19 protein-coding genes and 4 tRNA genes are annotated in these 18,627 nt (G+C 57.0%); 7 read left to right on the top strand and 16 right to left on the bottom strand.

All coding sequences use genetic code 11. The features are described 5' to 3' along the window. Positions 1-9 precede the first annotated feature (9 nt). The 5 genes from flgD to E0D86_RS02640 form a co-directional block, all read right to left on the bottom strand. Positions 10-690, bottom strand: coding sequence for a flagellar hook assembly protein FlgD (gene flgD, locus E0D86_RS02660; RefSeq protein WP_131648418.1), 681 nt, complete (start codon positions 688-690; stop codon positions 10-12). A gap of 18 nt (positions 691-708) precedes the next feature. Next, on the bottom strand, positions 709-1,152 hold the full coding sequence (flgC, locus tag E0D86_RS02655) for a flagellar basal body rod protein FlgC (RefSeq protein WP_131648417.1): 444 nt from the start codon (positions 1,150-1,152) through the stop codon (positions 709-711). Between the two features lie 14 nt (positions 1,153-1,166). Further along, positions 1,167-1,571, bottom strand: coding sequence for a flagellar basal body rod protein FlgB (gene flgB / locus E0D86_RS02650; RefSeq protein WP_131648416.1), 405 nt, complete (start codon positions 1,569-1,571; stop codon positions 1,167-1,169). A 213-nt stretch (positions 1,572-1,784) separates the two neighbouring features. Continuing rightward, positions 1,785-2,609: a protein-glutamate O-methyltransferase CheR gene (cheR, locus tag E0D86_RS02645; RefSeq protein ID WP_131648415.1), complete on the bottom strand. Its 825-nt coding sequence runs from the start codon at positions 2,607-2,609 to the stop codon at positions 1,785-1,787. A 37-nt stretch (positions 2,610-2,646) separates the two neighbouring features. Next, positions 2,647-3,579: a chemotaxis protein CheV gene (locus E0D86_RS02640; RefSeq protein ID WP_131648414.1), complete on the bottom strand. Its 933-nt coding sequence runs from the start codon at positions 3,577-3,579 to the stop codon at positions 2,647-2,649. Positions 3,580-3,658: 79 nt separating this feature from the next. On the opposite strand from E0D86_RS02640, the gene flgA reads away from it, so the two are divergent. From flgA to E0D86_RS02620, 4 genes are all read left to right on the top strand, one after another. After that, the gene (gene flgA / locus E0D86_RS02635) at positions 3,659-4,405 is read left to right on the top strand and encodes a flagellar basal body P-ring formation chaperone FlgA (RefSeq protein WP_256681115.1); all 747 of its coding nucleotides are present in this window, start codon (positions 3,659-3,661) and stop codon (positions 4,403-4,405) included. Between the two features lie 104 nt (positions 4,406-4,509). Continuing rightward, entirely contained in the window at positions 4,510-4,839 is a 330-nt protein-coding gene (gene flgM, locus E0D86_RS02630) for a flagellar biosynthesis anti-sigma factor FlgM (protein ID WP_131648413.1), read from the top strand. A gap of 43 nt (positions 4,840-4,882) precedes the next feature. Beyond that, on the top strand, positions 4,883-5,353 hold the full coding sequence (locus E0D86_RS02625) for a flagella synthesis protein FlgN (protein ID WP_131648412.1): 471 nt from the start codon (positions 4,883-4,885) through the stop codon (positions 5,351-5,353). Between the two features lie 68 nt (positions 5,354-5,421). Beyond that, positions 5,422-6,168 carry a flagellar brake protein gene (locus E0D86_RS02620; RefSeq protein WP_131648411.1) on the top strand — a complete coding sequence of 249 codons (747 nt, stop codon included), beginning with the start codon at positions 5,422-5,424 and terminating at the stop codon, positions 6,166-6,168. Between the two features lie 155 nt (positions 6,169-6,323). Here E0D86_RS02620 and E0D86_RS02615 read toward each other — a convergent pair. Further along, positions 6,324-6,400: transfer RNA gene (locus E0D86_RS02615), tRNA-Arg, on the bottom strand. Positions 6,401-6,920: 520 nt separating this feature from the next. On the opposite strand from E0D86_RS02615, the gene E0D86_RS21745 reads away from it, so the two are divergent. Beyond that, positions 6,921-7,103, top strand: a complete 183-nt coding sequence (locus E0D86_RS21745) for a PA3371 family protein (RefSeq protein WP_131648410.1) — start codon at positions 6,921-6,923, stop codon at positions 7,101-7,103. A gap of 215 nt (positions 7,104-7,318) precedes the next feature. Further along, positions 7,319-7,642 (top strand): Arc family DNA-binding protein, encoded by a 324-nt coding sequence (locus E0D86_RS02605; protein ID WP_131648409.1) that lies wholly within the window; start codon positions 7,319-7,321, stop codon positions 7,640-7,642. A 324-nt stretch (positions 7,643-7,966) separates the two neighbouring features. Here E0D86_RS02605 and E0D86_RS02600 read toward each other — a convergent pair whose 3' ends face one another. The 4 genes from E0D86_RS02600 to mgtE all read right to left on the bottom strand — a co-directional run bounded on the left by E0D86_RS02600 (position 7,967) and on the right by mgtE (position 12,755). Continuing rightward, positions 7,967-9,103, bottom strand: coding sequence for a sodium ion-translocating decarboxylase subunit beta (locus tag E0D86_RS02600; RefSeq protein ID WP_131648408.1), 1,137 nt, complete (start codon positions 9,101-9,103; stop codon positions 7,967-7,969). A 10-nt stretch (positions 9,104-9,113) separates the two neighbouring features. Beyond that, positions 9,114-10,895: a sodium-extruding oxaloacetate decarboxylase subunit alpha gene (gene oadA, locus E0D86_RS02595; RefSeq protein ID WP_131648407.1), complete on the bottom strand. Its 1,782-nt coding sequence runs from the start codon at positions 10,893-10,895 to the stop codon at positions 9,114-9,116. Positions 10,896-10,916: 21 nt separating this feature from the next. Then, positions 10,917-11,171 carry an OadG family protein gene (locus E0D86_RS02590; protein WP_131648406.1) on the bottom strand — a complete coding sequence of 85 codons (255 nt, stop codon included), beginning with the start codon at positions 11,169-11,171 and terminating at the stop codon, positions 10,917-10,919. A gap of 141 nt (positions 11,172-11,312) precedes the next feature. Continuing rightward, positions 11,313-12,755 (bottom strand): magnesium transporter, encoded by a 1,443-nt coding sequence (gene mgtE / locus E0D86_RS02585; RefSeq protein WP_131648405.1) that lies wholly within the window; start codon positions 12,753-12,755, stop codon positions 11,313-11,315. Between the two features lie 298 nt (positions 12,756-13,053). Here mgtE and E0D86_RS02580 point away from each other — a divergent pair, with 298 nt between their 5' ends. Beyond that, positions 13,054-13,542: a DUF4124 domain-containing protein gene (locus E0D86_RS02580; protein ID WP_131648404.1), complete on the top strand. Its 489-nt coding sequence runs from the start codon at positions 13,054-13,056 to the stop codon at positions 13,540-13,542. Positions 13,543-13,583: 41 nt separating this feature from the next. Here E0D86_RS02580 and E0D86_RS02575 read toward each other — a convergent pair. From E0D86_RS02575 to alaS, 6 genes are all read right to left on the bottom strand, one after another. Beyond that, a tRNA-Arg gene (locus tag E0D86_RS02575) sits at positions 13,584-13,660 on the bottom strand. Positions 13,661-13,729: 69 nt separating this feature from the next. After that, a tRNA-Arg gene (locus E0D86_RS02570) sits at positions 13,730-13,806 on the bottom strand. A gap of 108 nt (positions 13,807-13,914) precedes the next feature. Further along, positions 13,915-14,005 (bottom strand) — tRNA-Ser (locus E0D86_RS02565). Between the two features lie 62 nt (positions 14,006-14,067). Next, positions 14,068-14,253, bottom strand: coding sequence for a carbon storage regulator CsrA (csrA, locus tag E0D86_RS02560; RefSeq protein WP_003283978.1), 186 nt, complete (start codon positions 14,251-14,253; stop codon positions 14,068-14,070). A gap of 183 nt (positions 14,254-14,436) precedes the next feature. Next, entirely contained in the window at positions 14,437-15,672 is a 1,236-nt protein-coding gene (locus tag E0D86_RS02555; protein ID WP_131648403.1) for an aspartate kinase, read from the bottom strand. 159 nt (positions 15,673-15,831) lie between these two features. Continuing rightward, positions 15,832-18,456, bottom strand: a complete 2,625-nt coding sequence (gene alaS / locus E0D86_RS02550; RefSeq protein WP_131648402.1) for an alanine--tRNA ligase — start codon at positions 18,454-18,456, stop codon at positions 15,832-15,834. Between the last annotated feature and the right edge of the window lie 171 nt (positions 18,457-18,627).

Raw genomic sequence — 18,627 nt, 5'->3', positions numbered from 1 at the left:
TGCCGGCAGTTACTGACCAATGACCTGGACTTGAGACAGCCCAATGCTGCCAACACCGGCCAGGTTGAGCATCAGCTCCCCGCCGTTCTGTCCGAGCGTGACGCTGTCTACGTTGGCTGGGAGCAAGGTGTACAAACCCTTGGTCTCGCCTTGATAGGTGGCTTGTGCTTCGAATCGGTAGGTTCCAGGCGGCATGGTATTGCCGCTCGAATCCTTGCCGTCCCACATGAACGAAACGTTTCCGGCTTCCTGCTGGCCCATGTTGATCCGGTTGACCACCGTGCCGGCACTGTCATAAACGTTGACCGACACGTTGCTGCTGGTCGTCGGCAATACCAGGCTGGCCTTGAAGGTTTCGCTGGTATCGACGACGGCCTTGTCGGTGGGCACGATCACCTTGCGGCCAACCAGCGACGACGCCTGTAGCGCCTGGGATGACTGATAGCCCGATAGCATGGTTTCCATGCTTGAGTTCAGCTTCTCCACACCTTCGACCGTACTGAACTGGGCCAACTGTGCAATGAACTCGCCGTTTTCCTGAGGTTCCAGAGGGTTCTGGTTGTTCAGCTGAGTTACCAGCAGCTCAAGAAACTCGTTCTTGCCAAGATCGTTGCTTTTTACTTCGCGATCTTTGATCTGGTATTGGTCGAGTACCGAACCGGTACCGCTGACGCCGCCTGTCGTGCTCATGGCTATCTCTCGTAAGGGTTACTGGCCTAGGGTCAGAACTTTCTGCAGCATGGTCTTGGCCGTATTCATCAACTCGGCGTTGGTCTGGAACGAGCGGCTGGCAGAGATCATGTCCGCCATTTCCTCCACGACGTTGACGTTCGGGTAATAGACGTAGCCTTCTTCATTCGCAGCCGGATGGTTGGGCTCGTAACGGGCTTGCAGCTCGCTCTGGTCTTCCACCACGCCGAGCACCTGAACACCGGCACCAGCTTGATCCTGCTCGGCGAACAAGGATCCGCTTGGCGTACCGTTGGCCTGCTGCAGCATGGTCGCGAAGACCGGATGGCGGGCGCGGTAGGTTTGATCGACGCTGGACGAAACGGTCTCGGCGTTGGCGATGTTGCTGGAGATGGTGTTGAGGCGAGTGCTTTGAGCACTCATGCCGCTGCCGGCGATATTGAATACGCTGCTAAGGGACATGGGCTTCGCTCCTGTTATTCGCCGCGCAGGGCGCTCATGAGCCCCCTGAATTTACTGTTGAGAAAGGTGAAGCTTGCCTGGAAGTCGACGGCGTTTTCGGCGTAAGCGGCTTGCTCGACCTGTGCATCGACAGTGTTCTGATCCAGCGAAGCATGCAGCGGCGTGCGGAATCGAAGGCCTGGATCGGCAATCTCAAAACCTTGCGCCGCGATGTGCTTGCTACTGGTGACGGCGACGCCGAACTCGCCCTGGTTTTTGCTCTGCTGGGCAGCAAGAACGCTGCCGAACTCCAGATCACGGGCCTTGTAATTAGGCGTGTCGGCGTTGGCAATATTGTTGGCAAGCACCTCGGCACGCTGAGCGCGAAAGCCAAGTGCTTTTTCGTGGATACCCAGAGCTTTATCGAAACTGATGCTCATGATCTGGCCCTCTGCGGATACAGTCTGCTTAGCAAACCACCAGCAAAGGCCATGCCATTTCGATAATTAACTGATTTAGAAGGGATTTATAGCAACGCATCAGGAGCGATGCGTCAAAAGCGGCAAAGCTTTTCCATGTTTTTGCCGCCTCTTCACTCATGACCGACAGATTTCTGCCGCCGCCTCGCTGCGACGCTGCAGGATCGACCGTTCCTACTTAGCCTTATAGATGATGCCTGGACTGCATTGGATCATCTGGTACAACTCAGGAAGCCCGTTCAGCGCCTCGGATGCCCCGAGAAACAAATATCCGCCCGGCTTCAGCGTGGCGTGAATACGCCGAAGAATGTCTTTCTTCACATCCGCAGAAAAGTAGATGAGCACGTTACGGCAGAACACCACGTCGAACTTCCCCAGCACCGCATAGCTATCGAGCAGATTCTGAACACGGAACTCGACGCGGTTTCGAATCGCTGGTTTGACAACCCAACGGCCTGGTGTCTTGACGTCGAAATAACGCTGTAAGCGCTCGCTCGACAATCCCCGCGCGATAGCCAGACTGTCGTACTCCGCAGCCTTGCTTGCAGCAAGCATGGTGCCAGACAGCTCGGTAGCGACGATCTGAACTGCCAACTTAGGTTGGCTGGGGTTGCTGCGCTCATATTCGTCGACCGTCATCGACAACGAATAAGGTTCTTGCCCCGAGGAACAGGCAGCCGACCATATACGCAGGCGTTGACCCGGCGCGGTTTTCAGGAGCTCCGGCAGGGTCCGGCTCTTGAGCACTTCGAACGGATAGGTATCGCGAAACCAGAGCGTTTCGTTGGTCGTCATCGCATCCACGACCTGTTCACGCAGACCGCTGCGTGGCTGGGCCTGAATTTTCCTGACCAGATCGCCAAGGCTCTTGAGCCCCTGCTGCTCCATCAGCTTGTTCAGCCGGCTGGTTACGAGGTACTGCTTGTTGCTGCCCAGCAGAATGCCGCACGTCTTCTCTAGGAACACTCGAAACTGATCGAAATCCGGATCACCTGACACTGATAAGGCCCACCAGTCGTATTGAAGAGGACATGCCTCAATTCTTATCCGTAGTTCGGATTCGCTCTATCACCCGGTTGGCCAGATCGTCCGCCTGAAATTTGGCGAGAAAATCGTCCGCACCGACTCGCTTGACCATGCTCTGGTTGAACACACCGGAGAGCGAAGTATGCAGCAGAATATGCAAATCCCGCATGGCCGGATCCTGACGAACCTCGGTGGTCAACGTATAGCCGTCCATCTCAGGCATTTCGATGTCTGAAATCATCATGACGAATTCCTCAGATGGCTTCTTGCCATCTGCTACCAACTTTCGCAGGTAGGTCAACGCCTGACGGCCATCGTTGTGTGCAACCACCTCGATTCCCAGATTCTGTAGACAACGAATTATCTGTTTCCGCGCAACCGAGGAATCATCGACGATCAGAACCCGGCTGGATGACGCCTTGCTGGTGGTTTCCTCGTCCGCGATACCAACCGATAGCACTTCCGAAACGGGAGCCACCTCAGCCAGCACTTTTTCCACGTCGATGATCTCGACCATCTGGCCATCCACATGGGTGACAGCTGTCAGATAGTGATCAGGCCCAACGCCTTTGGGCGGCGGCAGAATGGCTTCCCAGTTCATATTGACGATCCGCTCTACCGATCGCACCAGAAACCCGAGCACCTTGTTGTTGTATTCAACGATGATGGCGAAGCTATTGGAGAGGTCCTGCAATGCAGGTTTTCCGGTAGCCAAGGAAAGATCGAGAATCGAAAGCGTGCTGCCACGTATGTTCGCCACGCCACGCACAACCGGACTGGACCGAGGCATGATGGTGAGCCGAGGACACTGCAGCACCTCTTTAACCTTGAACACATTAATGCCATAGAGCTGCTTGTCATCCAGCCTGAACAGCAGCAACTCCAGACGATTCTGCCCCACCAGCTGGGTACGCTGGTTAACCGAATCCAATACACCGGCCATGCCAGTTCCTCTTGCTTTGCGAAATGGTGTTCAGAATGTCCGGCAGACTTACCGGCACGCCCTTTGCTTCTGCCATGACATGAACGAACAGATGACTTTTTTCCGGCGTCCTTGCATTGCGCTTTGTCGCGCGATCCTGTTTTCGGCGTTATGCGGGCTGAGCCAGTTTGCTGACTCGGCAACAAGGCCTGAACAGCTTATCGACGCAGCACGCGGATTTCTTGAGCGTGAGGTGACCGACTATTTGCAGCGTAGCCAAATCCAGGCCCGCCATCAGGTCGAGGTCAACAGACTCGATCCTCGTCTGCGCCTGGCGCATTGCGATCGCCCGTTGACTACGAAACTGGAAAGCCCTGCGCAACCTGTTGGCCGCACAACCGTACGGGTCAGCTGCGAAGGCTCGGCGCCCTGGTCCGTTTTCGTCCCCGCGCAGGTCCATTTGTTCCGCGAAGTAATAGTTGCCCGGCGACCGCTGGCGCGCGAAAGTATCTTGGAGCAAGCCGACGTGACTCTAGCCGAGCGGGACGTCAGCCTGCTGACCCAGGGTTACCTGACGGCCTACGATCAGGTTCTGGGTAACAAACTCACCCGCAGCGCCCTTCCCGATCAGGTGCTTACCCCTAACGCTGTTTCGCTCGCAGAGATCATACGCAAAGGCGATCAGGTCGTAATCACCGCGAAAAATTCGTCGATAAATGTAAGAATGCCAGGCGAAGCTTTATCCGATGGCGCACTTGGCAGTCAGATCAGGGTCAAAAATCAGCGATCTGGCCGCGTTATCAAGGCCCGCGTCGTTGGTCCCGGTCAGGTGGAAGTCGCGATGTGAGAAAGACGGACGCTGCCGCAGCCACTCTGGGAAAATAAAGCTAAAGTTTCCCATGGCTTTGCCGAAAAGCAGGCAAGCGTCCTGACTTATTCGAGGTTTCGATCATGGCTATCGATTTCAACCGGCCCAACGGTGCCGTCAGCCCACCGAGCAGTGGGCGAAGCAGCAATGTGCAGAACACTGAGCGGTCAACGGTTCCGCAGCCTGCTGCCGACGCGGTAAAGAACACCAGTAGTACGGCTGTATCCGGCGAGAGCGTTCAGTTGAGCCCGGAAGCACAACGTCTGCAGCAAACCGCTGAGAAGTTGAACCAGCAACCCTCTGTCGATCAGGAGCGTGTCGCTCAGATCAAGCAGGCGATAGCCGATGGCAGCTATCAGGTGGATCCTCAGCGGGTGGCATCGAAACTGCTAGCGTTCGAAAGCCAGCGTTGAACCCAGTAACAGGTAGCCAGGCGTCAGCGCATTAGAGACCACTATGCAAGATACCGAATTGCTTCAACAGCTGGTTGACGATATCGGCACCGCCCGAAAGCTTCTTGAGCTCATCGATGCCGAGTACCAAGCACTTGCCGAGCGCAACCTCGCAGGCCTGGAGCAGCTGCTCACACAAAAGCAGACACTCTTGGCGCTGCTGGGTCAGCATGGCGCATTTCGCAGCCAGACCCTTGCCAGGGCGCAGCTTAGCGCTGATAAAAAAGGCTTGGCGGCCTTTGTTGCGAACTCGGCGATAGGCGACGACATTCTTGCCCATGCGGAGCAACTCGAGAGCGTTTTAGAAACCTGCAGAAATTCCAACGACCGCAACGGCAAGCTTATTCGCGCTAATAAGAGCGCAGTAGGCGCCATGCTGCATGTGCTGCAGGGTAGCAACCAGACGCCCGATCTCTACGACCGCCGAGGCGCCACCGCCAGAACGGCAAATCATCGCCCGCTCAGCCAGGCCTGACCGCCGCCAAATAAAGGCAAAATGCTATTATGCGGCGGACATCGTTACATGCCGGAGAGCAATGCTAAGTGTCCAATCCGTTTGCAGAGGACGGAGGCCCGCAGCCCCCACAGATCCTCAAGACAACAACCGAGATCCACGCGACTCTGAAGCAACTGCTGGATAACCACATCCCGCTACTGGTCCGATTCGTTGACCGTAACCAGCGCTATCAGACCTATATGGTCGAAATGAACCGTGAGAAGGGCTGGATCGCGCTCGACGAGTTGATACCTAACGACGGCGAGCGCTTGATGGCGTCCGGCGAAGCCTTCCAGGTTGAAGGCTATTACGAAGGCGTGCGCATTGCCTGGAGCAATGATCACCCGGTGCATCCAGGCGAACTGGAAGATGCCCGCTGCTACTGGGCACCCCTACCCGATCAAGTCCTCTACCATCAACGACGCAACGCGTACCGTGCCTCGTTGGCTGCCCAACCTATCGTTGCCGAACTCAGCGACAAAACTATCAAGCCTGTTGAAGGTAAAGTGCTGGACATGTCGGCGACTGGCTGCAAGCTGAGCTTCCAAGGCAACCTCCAGAGTGGCCTACAGACGGGACGAGTGTACGAACACCTCTCCGCAAGGCTTCCCTTTGGCACCATCACAACGGCGGCCGAACTACGGCATGTCGTTTTCGATGAAAAGCTCGATGTCACTTTTTGCGGAATGCGCTTCTATCGCATCAGTGGCCTGACGCAACGCCAAATCGAACGATTCGTCTACCAGCTACAACGCGAAGCACGACGCGACCAGCCGAGCGGCCGCTTCAGCTGAGATAGATACCCCGTTACGAAAAGACGAGCAAATGGTTAGAGCGGCTCCCGACAAGCCGTTCAACCCACGCCACTCTGATTGGTCATGAATTATCCCGCCGCGGCTATCGATAGGCCAGACGGCGGCGGGATGCCGTGACCTAATGGAAGCAAAGCTGGCGTCCCAGGCGAGGTTCGAACTCACAACCTTCCCCTTAGGAGGGGGATGCTCTATCCAATTGAGCTACTGGGACGCGTTAGGCGCAGCATGTTAGCGGGCCCCGGCTCGTTTGTCATGCGCTTGGCAACAGAGCCAGACCCGTCAGTCAGCCGTATAACAAATGCGCTGGAACCATGACCCACCTTATATTGCATTTTGCATTGCGCTTTTTATATGCATCATGCAAAACGCATCATGGACATAAAATAAGCTGTCGTAAGCATATGAAAAATAAGGGATTTTTTCCTTAAAAAGATGGCACACCGAATGCTTAAGCCATGCGAACCATTTGCGAAGGAGCCGCCAATGCTACGCCCAGCTTATTTATTCAGTTCAGCCATCCTGGCCGTGGTCGCTGTGATGCAATTGCAGGCAACAGCGCAGGAACCAGAACACGCTCCAACTGGCACATTGGAGCAACCCGCTACCCCGTCGGTTCATAGGCTGACAATGCCAGCGCAAACCATTAGCAGCCAAGCAATGAGCACGCCCACGCAACCGCAACGGTGGGTCTTCTAAGACCCCTGCGTTTTGTTTCATCAAGGAGATAACGGATGTCTATTTATGGCTGCATTTTCCTTCTGCTCAGCATCATCTGTGGCGCACTGAGCATTGGTACTGCCCTTCCCGACATGTGGGAGCCGGTCGTAGAAGGAGGCACGGTATTTTTTTGCGTTCTCTTCGTGATCTCACTTCTGATCGGTCGGCGGATTAAATTCGATCCAGTACTACGCTAGGACGCGATTAACAGACAAAGATCAGTAGCTGATCACAGTAACGGCGTTTCGCCATCATCATGTCTTTACTCTGATATTTGTCGTCGTATAATTGGCGCCATAAAGCCGCCTAGCATCTTTTTTTCAGGTCGCGGAACAGCGAGTGCTGTTTGGTTGTCAGACCGGGACTAGAACGGCAATAAGCCACCATCTCCACCCTGACTAACCGGTTTAATATGCGCCCTATGAAGCAGGCAGTTTACTCCAGCCGCACGGCTGACAAATTCGTGGTTCGGCTACCAGACGGAATGCGGGAGCGTATCGCCGAGGTTGCGCGCAATCATCATCGCAGCATGAACTCTGAGATCATTGCTCGCCTGGAGCAAAGCCTTCTGCAAGAAGGCGCACTCGACGACGATTTGAGCATGCGGCTGGACAGCCCGGAACTGACACTTCATGAGCGTGAATTGCTCCAGCGTTTTCGTCAGCTTGCCCATCGCCAGCAGAACGCCCTGATCGCTCTGATCGCGCAAGACACCGAAGCTGCAAAAGAAGACTAACCATCGCCGATAGCCTGCGGACTTACAAACGCCTCGACACAGTCGGGGCGTTGTTGTTTGCGGCGCACCATCTGAGCGTTATCTGCTTGATCTAAGGCCTGGATCGAGGAAACGGTTAGCAGGGCACACGCGCTAATACAACGCTCAAGCAAAACAGGGAAAAGCTTGGCTGGTTGACGACCATGCATCGCCTCATGTATCGGTTCGCTAAGTACGCGAATGGCCCGCGTTAACTTGGAAACAAAAATGCCCGCGCCTTCTCGAGGTACAAGCATTCATTGTTACCGGCGGCAGGCGTCCTGCGAGGAGCCTGAAAACAACTAGCTAACCCACAAAACTAAGCAGCACACCGGCAGCAACAGCCGAGCCGATTACCCCTGCCACGTTCGGACCCATGGCGTGCATGAGCAGGAAGTTTTGCGGATTTGCCTCGAGCCCAACCTTGTTCGACACCCGCGCCGCCATGGGTACCGCCGATACGCCTGCCGAGCCGATCAGCGGATTGATCTTGTTCGAACTGAACATATTCATCACTCTGGCCATCAGCACCCCGGCGGCGGTACCACCACAAAACGCGACCATCCCAAGCAAGAGGATTCCAAGCGTTTTCAGCTGCAGGAAGGCGTCGGCAGACAGCTTGGAACCGACGGTCAATCCTAGCGCGATGGTGACGATGTTGATCAGCGCATTACGCGAGGTATCAGCCAGGCGATCGACCACCCCACACTCACGCAACAGATTGCCGAAGGCGAACATGCCTACCAGCGGCGCCGCATCGGGCAGTAGCAAACCGACCATCAAGGCCAGCATGAGCGGGAAGACTATTTTTTCCGCCTGGCCGACATGACGCAGCTGCTTCATGACGATGGCGCGCTCTTCCTTGGTCGTCAGTGCTCGCATGATGGGTGGCTGAATCAACGGGACCAGCGCCATGTACGAGTAGGCTGCCACAGCAATCGGCCCCAGCAGATGCGGCGCGAGCTTCGCCGTCACGAAGATCGAGGTTGGGCCATCGGCACCACCGATGATCGCGATCGAAGCCGCTTCACGCAGGGTGAACTCCATACCCGGAATCCCCGCCGCTGCCAGCGCCAATGCGCCGAGTAAGGTGGCGAAGATACCAAACTGCGCCGCCGCACCGAGCAACAAGGTCTTGGGATTGGCCAGCATCGGTCCGAAATCCGTCATCGCCCCGACACCCATGAAGATCAGCAGCGGGAACACGCTGGTCGGCAAGCCAACTTCGTAGAACAGATGCAGGATGCCCGCACCCTCGGCCATGTTGGCGACCGGAATGTTGGCAAGCAGACCACCGAACCCGATCGGGATCAGCAGCAAGGGCTCGAAACCCTTGCGAATCGCCAGATAGATCAATGCCAGGCACACCACGATCATCAGCAACTGACCGGGCTCCAGATGATACAAGCCGGTGCTCTGCCACAGCTTGAGCAACTTATCCATGCCGCACTCCTTAAGCGATGGTCAGCAGGCTGTCGCCCACCGACACCGCATCGCCGACCTTGACGTTCACACCTGAAACGGTGCCGGCCTTGAATGCGCGGATTTCAGTTTCCATCTTCATGGCTTCGAGGATGATGACCAGATCACCCTCCTGAACTGACTGACCGGGCTGTACGAGCACCTTGAAGATATTGCCCGCCAGCGGAGCAGGCTGCGGCTCACCTGTACCAGCGGCCGGTACGGTAGCGGCTCCAGGCGCTGCGTCCGCCGCCTCACCGATCAGTTTGAGACCTTCTATGTCGCCACCTTCATTGACCTTTACCACAAACGACTTGCCGTTGACCTCGACGGTGTAGACCTCGGGCACGCCCGGTTCGCGCGGTGCCTTGTCATTACCGGTCGGCACCGGCTCGAAGGCGGCGGCATTGCCGCGATTCTCGAGAAACTTGAGGCCGATTTGCGGAAACAGTGCGTAGGTCAGGACGTCATCGATTTCGTCCTCGGCCAGCCTGATGCCTTTCTCTTGCGCCAGCGCTTTCAGCTCGGCCGTCAACTTGTCCATCTCCGGTTGCAGCAGATCGGCGGGACGGCAGGTAATGACGCTCGCACCGTCGAGCACACGCTGTTGCAGTTCGGTATTGAAGGGGGCCGGCGCGGAGCCGTATTCACCCTTGAGGATCCCGGCAGTTTCCTTGGTGATGGACTTGTAGCGCTCGCCGGTGAGTACGTTGATCACCGCTTGCGTACCGACGATCTGCGAAGTCGGCGTCACCAACGGAATGAAACCGAGGTCCTCACGAACCCGAGGAATCTCGGCCAGTACTTGATCGAACTTGTCGAGAGCACCTTGCTCCTTCAGCTGGCCCTCCATATTGGTCAGCATGCCGCCCGGCACCTGCGCCACGAGGATGCGAGAATCGACGCCCTTGAGCGTGCCTTCGAATTTCGCGTACTTCTTACGTACCTCGCGAAAATACGCAGCGACTTCCTCCAGCAGGTCGAGATCAAGGCCCGTGTCCCGGTCGGTGCCCTGGAAAGTCGCCACCACCGACTCGGTCGGCGAATGGCCATAGGTCATCGACAGCGAAGAAATGGCGGTATCAACGTTATCGATACCCGCCTCGACGGCTTTGAGAATCGCTGCAGTAGAAAGGCCCGCCGTGGCGTGGCACTGCATATGGATTGGAATGGACAGGCTTGCTTTCAGACGCGAGACCAGCTCATAGGCGGTATAAGGCGCGAGGATGCCGGCCATATCCTTGATCGCCACCGAATCGGCGCCCATGTCTTCGATCTGCTTGGCCAAATCGACCCACATTTCCAGGGTATGCACCGGGCTGGTGGTGTAGGAAATGGTGCCCTGGGCATGTTTGCCTTGCTGCTTGACGGCCCGCAGCGCGGTTTCCAGATTGCGTGGATCGTTCATCGCGTCGAATACGCGGAATACGTCGACGCCGTTGACCGCAGCCCGCTCGACGAATTTCTCCACCACGTCATCGCCATAATGCCGATAGCCCAGCAGGTTCTGACCGCGCAGCAGCATTTGCTGACGGGTCTTGGGCATCGCGCTTTTCAGTTCACGGATGCGTTCCCAAGGGTCTTCACCGAGATAGCGAATGCAGGCATCGAAGGTCGCACCGCCCCAGGATTCGACCGACCAGAACCCGACCTGATCGAGCTTGGCGGCAATCGGCAGCATATCCTCGAGACGTACCCGAGTGGCGAGAATGGATTGATGGGCATCACGTAGCACCACATCGGTAATGCCGAGCGGTCGTTTTGCAGAATGCATGAAGGGAACTCCCTGTTCTGATCAACCGCGACGGGCACGGTGCTGATGAATAGCGGCCTGGATGGCAGCAAGAACGTCCGCGTCCGGCTCAGCTGCTGCGCCCGAAGTGGCAGGCTTGACGGAAACTACCTGTGCTGCTGGCGTACTATCGAAGCGAGCGATTACAAACGCCATCAGTCGGATGCATGCAATCAATAAGACAAGGAAAATGAAGACAGAACCTAGGCCGAATAGCATAAGTTCGACGCCTTCAAGCAGGAGTTCGCTAGGGGTCATCAGTATTTCCTGTCCAATCAGCGGCTCGGGCCGCCTGTTATTCGCATCGTGTTCTAGAAACTTCGCCAAGGCGAAACCTCCGAACAGTAGCCCGAAAAACGACAGCAAAGCAAACGCCAAGCCGCTGTAGATGGGAAGGAGTCAGAGCAGGAAAACAGTCGCCAGACCGAGAAAGATAAAAAAACCACCGCTATCGGTCACGGCAGTGATCATCACGCTGGCGCCGAGCGCAGGATCCCGCCCCATGCGGGCTAGCGTTACTGGAATAAGCACCCCCATCAAGGCTGCCAACAGGAGATTGAGGGTCATCGCTGCGGTCATCACCACCCCAAGCGACCAGCTGCCATAGAGCCAATAGACCACCATGCCTATGACTCCACCCCATATCAGACCATTCAGCATGCCGACACCTGCTTCCTTACGCAGCAAGCGAGCACTATTGCCCGTACCCATCTGATCCAGCGCCATCGCCCGAACGATCATGGTGATGGTTTGATTGCCGGAGTTACCACCGATACCGGCGACAATGGGCATCAACGCAGCCAATGCGACCAGCTTTTCGATCGAGCCGTCGAACAGACCGATCACGCGTGAAGCGATAAAGGCCGTGATCAAATTTACCGCCAACCAAGCCCAACGGTTGCGCAGCGACTTCCAGACCGACGCGAATATATCTTCTTCTTCGCGCAGACCCGCCATGTTCAGAACTTCGCTTTCGCTCTCTTCGCGAATCAGGTCGACCATTTCATCAATGGTCAGGCGCCCGATCAGCTTGCCACTCTTGTCCACCACAGGCGTGGAAACAAGGTCGTAACGCTCGAACGCTTGAGCTGCCTCGTAGGCATCCTCGTCCGGGTGAAAGGTCACCGGATCGCTGGCCATTACCTCGGAAACGTCTCGCTCCGGATCGTTGACCAGCAAGCGCTTGATGGGCAGAACCCCCTTGAGCACGCCGTCATAGTCGACTACGAACAGCTTGTCGGTATGCCCCGGTAGCTCCTTCAACCGCCGCAGATAGCGAAGGACCACTTCAAGACTCACATCCTCACGAATCGTGACCATCTCGAAGTCCATCAATGCGCCGACCTGATCCTCCTCGTAAGACAGCGCCGAGCGGACACGCTCACGCTGCTGCGCATCGAGGGTTTCCATCAGCTCATGCACGACGTCACGGGGCAGCTCGGCAGCAAGATCCGCCAGCTCGTCGGCATCCATTTCCTTGGCGGCCGCCAGCAGCTCGTGATCGTCCATGTCGGCAATCAGTGTCTCGCGAACGGCATCGGAAACTTCGAGAAGAATGTCGCCATCGCGGTCCGACTTGACCAGCTGCCAGACCGTCAGACGCTCATCGAGCGGCAACGCCTCAAGAATGTAAGCGATGTCTGCGGGGTGTAGCGCTTCCAGTTTGCGCTGCAGCTCGACGAGGTTCTGGCGGTGCACCAGATTCTCGATGATGTCTTGGTGCTGCCCTTCCTGACGGTGCGCCAGGTCTTCAACGATCTTGTGCCGATGAAGCAAGTCGATGACCTGTGCCAGACGATCCTGGAGACTTTCCTGCGGCTTTTTTGCTTCTACTTCAGTCATGGCGCACTCCACCCCCAGCGGTCGGAACGCACCAAGGGATCAATCATTCGGAACGTGATTGGCAAGAAAAAGATTTATGTGACTACTGGGCAAATCCATGAGAAGGATCCAGAAGCCCCAACAGGGGCGAACCGCGCAATGATACCACCGCGCCCACCACGCCAGATTCGCAACTGCAGACAATACAACCGCTTGCGCCGGCTTTCAGTGTCGACGCATTCACGTTGCGAGAAGACACGACCGCAGCACCACAAATTATTAGTTAGGCTGCCCAACCAATCGTCAAGGAGGACGAACAATGAACAAACTTCTCACTGCAAGCTGCTGCGCCCTATTTCTCATCACGACCCCGGCGCTCGGAGCACGCATCTATCGCTGCGTCGATGAAGCAGGCAACCTCACCTTTACCCGACAGGGTTGCCCTACGAGTCAGACCGCTCAAATTCAAGAAGCGCTAAATCCCACGCCAAGCTCCGGCAAGGCTGTTCCCCTAGCCAAACCAAGGAAAGCACTTAAGGCCGTCAGGGAAGAAACCAGGCAGCTCACCGTTGTAGGCAAACAGGACGACGGTTGCGGAAACCGCGTGACAGGCAGCGCGAGACGCAATGCACTCATAAGCCAGCAGATCCTTCCAGGCATGACCCGCGCCGACATCGAAAGCACCTTCGGCACGCCTGACACCGTAACCAATCGCAACGGGCAAATGCAGTATCGCTACAGTAGCGACAAGGGACGGACGCGGACCGTCAGCTTCGACGAGCACGGCTGCGTTCGAGGTAAACCCTGAACAATAAAAAAGGGCCTGCATCGCTGCAGGCCCTTTTGGGTTGGTGCACTCAGGAGGATTCGAACCTCCGACCGCTCGGTTCGTAGCCGAGTACTCTATCCAGCTGAGCTATGAGTGCATAAGCGCTTGATAAACCAGATCACCGCTGGCTACAACAACGAATCGCATTTCCGCAACTCGTTTAATATGGTGCACTCAGGAGGATTCGAACCTCCGACCGCTCGGTTCGTAGCCGAGTACTCTATCCAGCTGAGCTATGAGTGCACTAAGGGTGCGCATTATAGATTCGCGAATTTGTTGGTCAAGCTCTTTAATTCAATGAATCCCATCAAACCAAACAGCTAAATCGACTCACTATCTAACTATGCAAAATGGCGGAGAGGGGGGGATTCGAACCCCCGACACCCTTTTGAGATGTACTCCCTTAGCAGGGGAGCGCCTTCGGCCACTCGGCCACCTCTCCGCAACACGGGGCGCATGATACCCATCTTTACCCCGCTTGCAAAGCCAAAAATCACATAAATATTAATGGCTTGGTTCTTGATCTTTCTCTTTCTGGATCCGTTGGTAAATCTCCTCGCGATGCACCGCTACCTCTTTGGGTGCATTCACTCCAATGCGCACTTGATTTCCCTTAACACCCAGCACAGTGACAGTCACATCGTCACCCACCATCAGGGTCTCTCCGACCCGGCGAGTCAGAATCAGCATTCCTTTCTCCTTAAAAACGGATTCAATTCAGTAAACAGTCTGCAAAGATAAAAACGGATAATGTTCCGTGAGACATCGACCCTAGAGCCTTTCACCAGCTATTGACCAGCAAAAACGTCTCTAAAGTTCCTTTCGGCTCATTCAAAATCGACAGAAGGTGCGAATTAACGCAATTCCGTCGAATCAATCACCTTTAGCGGTTGGAGCGTCCAGCTCGAATGCGGTATGTAGCGCCCGCACCGCCAGCTCCAGGTACTTCTCCTCGATCACAACCGAAACCTTGATCTCCGAAGTGGAAATCATCTGGATGTTGATATTTTCCTTCGCCAGCGCCTCGAACATCCGGCTGGCGACGCCCGCATGCGAGCGCATACCGACGCCGACTATCGACACCTTGGCGATATCGACATCGCCGATGACTTCCCGTGCACCCATGTCCCGCGCAATGCCCTCGAGCACCTGCTGCGCGTTATGGTAGTCGTTCCGGTGGACAGTGAAGGTAAAGTCCGTGGTGTTATCGTGCGCGACGTTCTGCACGATCATATCGACCTCGACGTTCGCCGAGCTGATCGGGCCGAGAATCTTGAAGGCTATCCCGGGCGTATCCGGCACACCACGAATGGTCAGCTTGGCTTCGTCACGGTTGAACGCGATGCCGGAGATGATGGGCTGTTCCATGGATTCCTCTTCATCAAGTGTAATGAGGGTTCCCGGACCCTCCTGAAAGCTGTGCAGCACGCGCAACGGCACGCTGTATTTTCCGGCAAACTCCACGGCGCGAATCTGCAGCACTTTGGAGCCGAGACTCGCCATCTCGAGCATTTCTTCAAAGGTGATCTTGTTCAGGCGCTGAGCCTTGGCGACCACGCGCGGATCGGTCGTGTAGACACCGTCGACGTCGGTGTAGATCTGGCACTCGTCCGCCTTCAACGCAGCCGCGAGCGCGACACCGGTCGTATCCGAACCGCCACGCCCGAGAGTGGTGATGTTTCCGCTTTCATCCACGCCTTGGAAGCCTGCAACGACCACCACGCGGCCGGCCTTGAGTTCCTTTTGAATGTTTTGCGAGTCGATCTGGAGAATACGCGCCTTGGTATGCGCACTATCGGTAAGGATACGAACCTGGCTGCCGGTGTAGGACACAGCCGGTACGCCAATCTTGATCAGCGCCATCGCCAGCAGGGCGATGGTGACCTGCTCACCGGTCGAAACCATGACATCCAGCTCGCGAGCCACGGGCTGCTCAGTGATCTGTTTGGCCAAATCGATCAGGCGATTGGTTTCGCCGCTCATGGCCGAGACCACCACGACGATGTCGTCGCCGTTGTCGCGGAATTTCTTGACCTTCGCCGCCACCTGTTCGATGCGCTCGACGGAGCCCACCGAGGTACCTCCAAACTTCTGTACGATCAAAGCCATTTCATCGCCGCCTAAGCCCGTCACGGGCGCTCATTAAATAACCTGCCTGCTCAAAGCATCGCTTATTACGTGCGGGCAGCGGCCTGCCCGCTTGCGATGCGTTGTCCGTTACGCCTCAGTGCCTCGACCAAGGACAGAGCGGCACTATCATCGCTCTGGTTACAAACCTTGCTCTACGAATGCGTGCGCGAGTGCCAGCGCCTCGTCGAGTCGCGCCGCATCGCTGCCGCCACCTTGTGCCATGTCCGGGCGTCCGCCACCCTTGCCACCGACAGCCGCAGCCGCCTGCTTCATCAGATCGCCTGCCTTCAAACGGCCAGTGAGATCCGGGGTCACGCCAGCCACCAGCACGACCTTTTCGTCCTGCACGCCGCCGAGCAGAATCACGCCGCTGCCGAGCTTGTTCTTCAACTGATCGACCAATGCCAGCAACGCCTTGCCATCCAGGCCATCGACACGGACGGCCAACGTCTTCACGCCCTTCACATCGACAGCGGATCCAGCAAGATCATTGCCGGTGGCGCTAGCCGCCTTGGCTTTGAGCTGTTCAAGCTCTTTTTCCAGTTGACGATTGCGCTCCAGCATCGTGCCCAGCTTATCCAGCAGATTTTCACGACTGCCTTTGACCAGCGCGGCGGCTTCTTTCAGCTGGTCTTCCGCGCCGTTCAGATAAGCCAGCGCCTGCTCGCCAGTGACCGCCTCGATGCGGCGCACGCCGGCTGCCACACCGCCTTCGCTGATGATCTTGAACAGCCCGATGTCGCCAGTGCGCTTGACGTGAGTGCCGCCACAGAGTTCGACCGAGAAGCCTCCGCCCATGGTCAATACTCGCACCTGATCGCCGTACTTTTCGCCGAACAGGGCCATCGCCCCTTTGCCCTTCGCCGTCTCGATGTCGGTTTCCTCGATTTCAACGACCGAGTTGCCGCGAATCTCCGCGTTCACCTTGTCTTCAAGCGCCTTGAGCTGCTCAGGCTTGATCGCCTCGAAATGGCTGAAGTCGAAGCGTAGACGCTGACTATCGACCAACGAGCCCTTCTGACTGACGTGCTCGCCCAGAATCTGCCGCAGCGCCGCGTGCAACAGGTGCGTTGCCGAATGGTTCAGCGCCGTGGCCTGACGAACCGATGCGTCGACGGTGGCATCGACAGTCCCGCCCACCTGCAGGTTGCCGCTATCGAGAATGCCGTGGTGTAGAAATGCACCACCAGCCTTGCTGGTATCGCGCACATCGAAGCGCAGCCCTTCAGCGGACAGGTAACCGCAGTCACCGATTTGCCCACCTGACTCGGCATAGAACGGCGTCTCATCGAGAACGACAACGCCCTCCTCACCTGCCGACAGGCTCTGTACGGCCATGCCTTCTTTAAACAACGCCAACACCTTGCCGCTGCCAGAGGTGCCGAGATAACCGGTAAAACGCGTTTCGCCCTCGACCTTGACCAAGCTGTTGTAGTCCATGCCAAAGGCGCTGGCCGACCGCGCGCGCTCGCGCTGAGCTTCCATCTCGCGTTCGAAGCCTTCCTCATCCAGCCTCAACTCGCGTTCGCGGGCGATGTCGCCGGTGAGATCCACCGGGAAACCGTAGGTGTCGTAAAGCTTGAAGATCACCTCGCCGGGGATGACGTTGCCCTTCAGCTCGGCCAGGTCCTGCTCGAGAATTTTCAAGCCCTGTTCCAGCGTCTTGGCGAACTGCTCTTCTTCGGTTTTCAGCACGCGCTCGATGTGCGCCTGCTGCTGTTTCAGCTCGGGGAAGGCCTCGCCCATTTCGGCGACCAGCGCCGCGACGATCTTGTAGAAAAAGCTACCCTTGGCGCCCAGCTTGTTGCCATGGCGACAGGCGCGACGAACGATGCGGCGCAGCACGTAGCCGCGACCTTCGTTGGACGGTGTCACGCCATCGGCGATGAGGAAACCGCAAGAGCGGATATGGTCGGCGACAACCTTCAGCGAAGCCTGTCCTTCATTGCTGCAACCGATCGCCCCGGCAGCCGCATTCAGCAGGCTCTGGAACAGGTCAATCTCGTAGTTGGAATTGACGTGCTGCAATACCGCGCTGATGCGCTCCAGCCCCATGCCGGTATCCACGCTCGGCGCCGGCAGCGGGTGCATGACACCGTCGGCGGTGCGGTTGAACTGCATGAACACGTTGTTCCAGATTTCGATGTAGCGGTCGCCGTCTTCCTCGGGCGAACCGGGCGGGCCGCCCCAGATATGCTCGCCGTGGTCGAAGAATATCTCGGTGCAGGGGCCGCAGGGGCCGGTGTCGCCCATCGCCCAGAAGTTGTCCGACGCATAGGGCGCGCCCTTGTTGTCGCCGATGCGCACCATGCGTTCGGCCGGTACGCCGACTTCCTTGGTCCAGATATCGTAGGCCTCGTCATCGGTGGCGTAGACGGTGACCCAGAGCTTCTCGGACGGCAGATTCAGCCACTTGGGCGAGGTCAGGAATTCCCAGGCGTAGGTGATGGCATCGCGCTTGAAATAATCGCCGAAACTGAAGTTGCCCAGCATCTCGAAGAAGGTGTGATGACGCGCGGTGTAACCGACATTCTCCAGGTCGTTGTGCTTGCCGCCGGCACGGACGCATTTCTGGCTGGTGGTGGCGCGGGTATAGGCACGCTTCTCCAGACCGAGGAAGCAGTCCTTGAACTGGTTCATGCCGGCGTTGGTGAACAACAAAGTCGGATCGTTCGCCGGAATCAGCGAACTGGAGGCCACGCAAGTGTGGCCCTTCTCTTCGAAGAAGCGGAGGAAGGCTTCACGGATTTCTGCGCTTTTCATAGATTTCTTCCAGAAGACAGCGGCCGAACGGCTGCAAAACGACACGGCGAGGCGGCACCGGGGGCCGGTTCGCAACTATCCAAACGGATAGCCGGCAAAGGGCCGCATTATATCGGGCCAACGCCTCGCGCATAGAGGATAAGTGAGATTGAATCAAGCTATTCGACAGCA

Source organism: Pseudomonas sp. IC_126, assembly GCF_004331835.1.
Taxonomy (GTDB): Bacteria; Pseudomonadota; Gammaproteobacteria; order Pseudomonadales; family Pseudomonadaceae; genus Stutzerimonas.
Note: the sequence above shows the minus strand (reverse complement) of the source record. Positions and strands in the feature narration are given on the sequence as shown.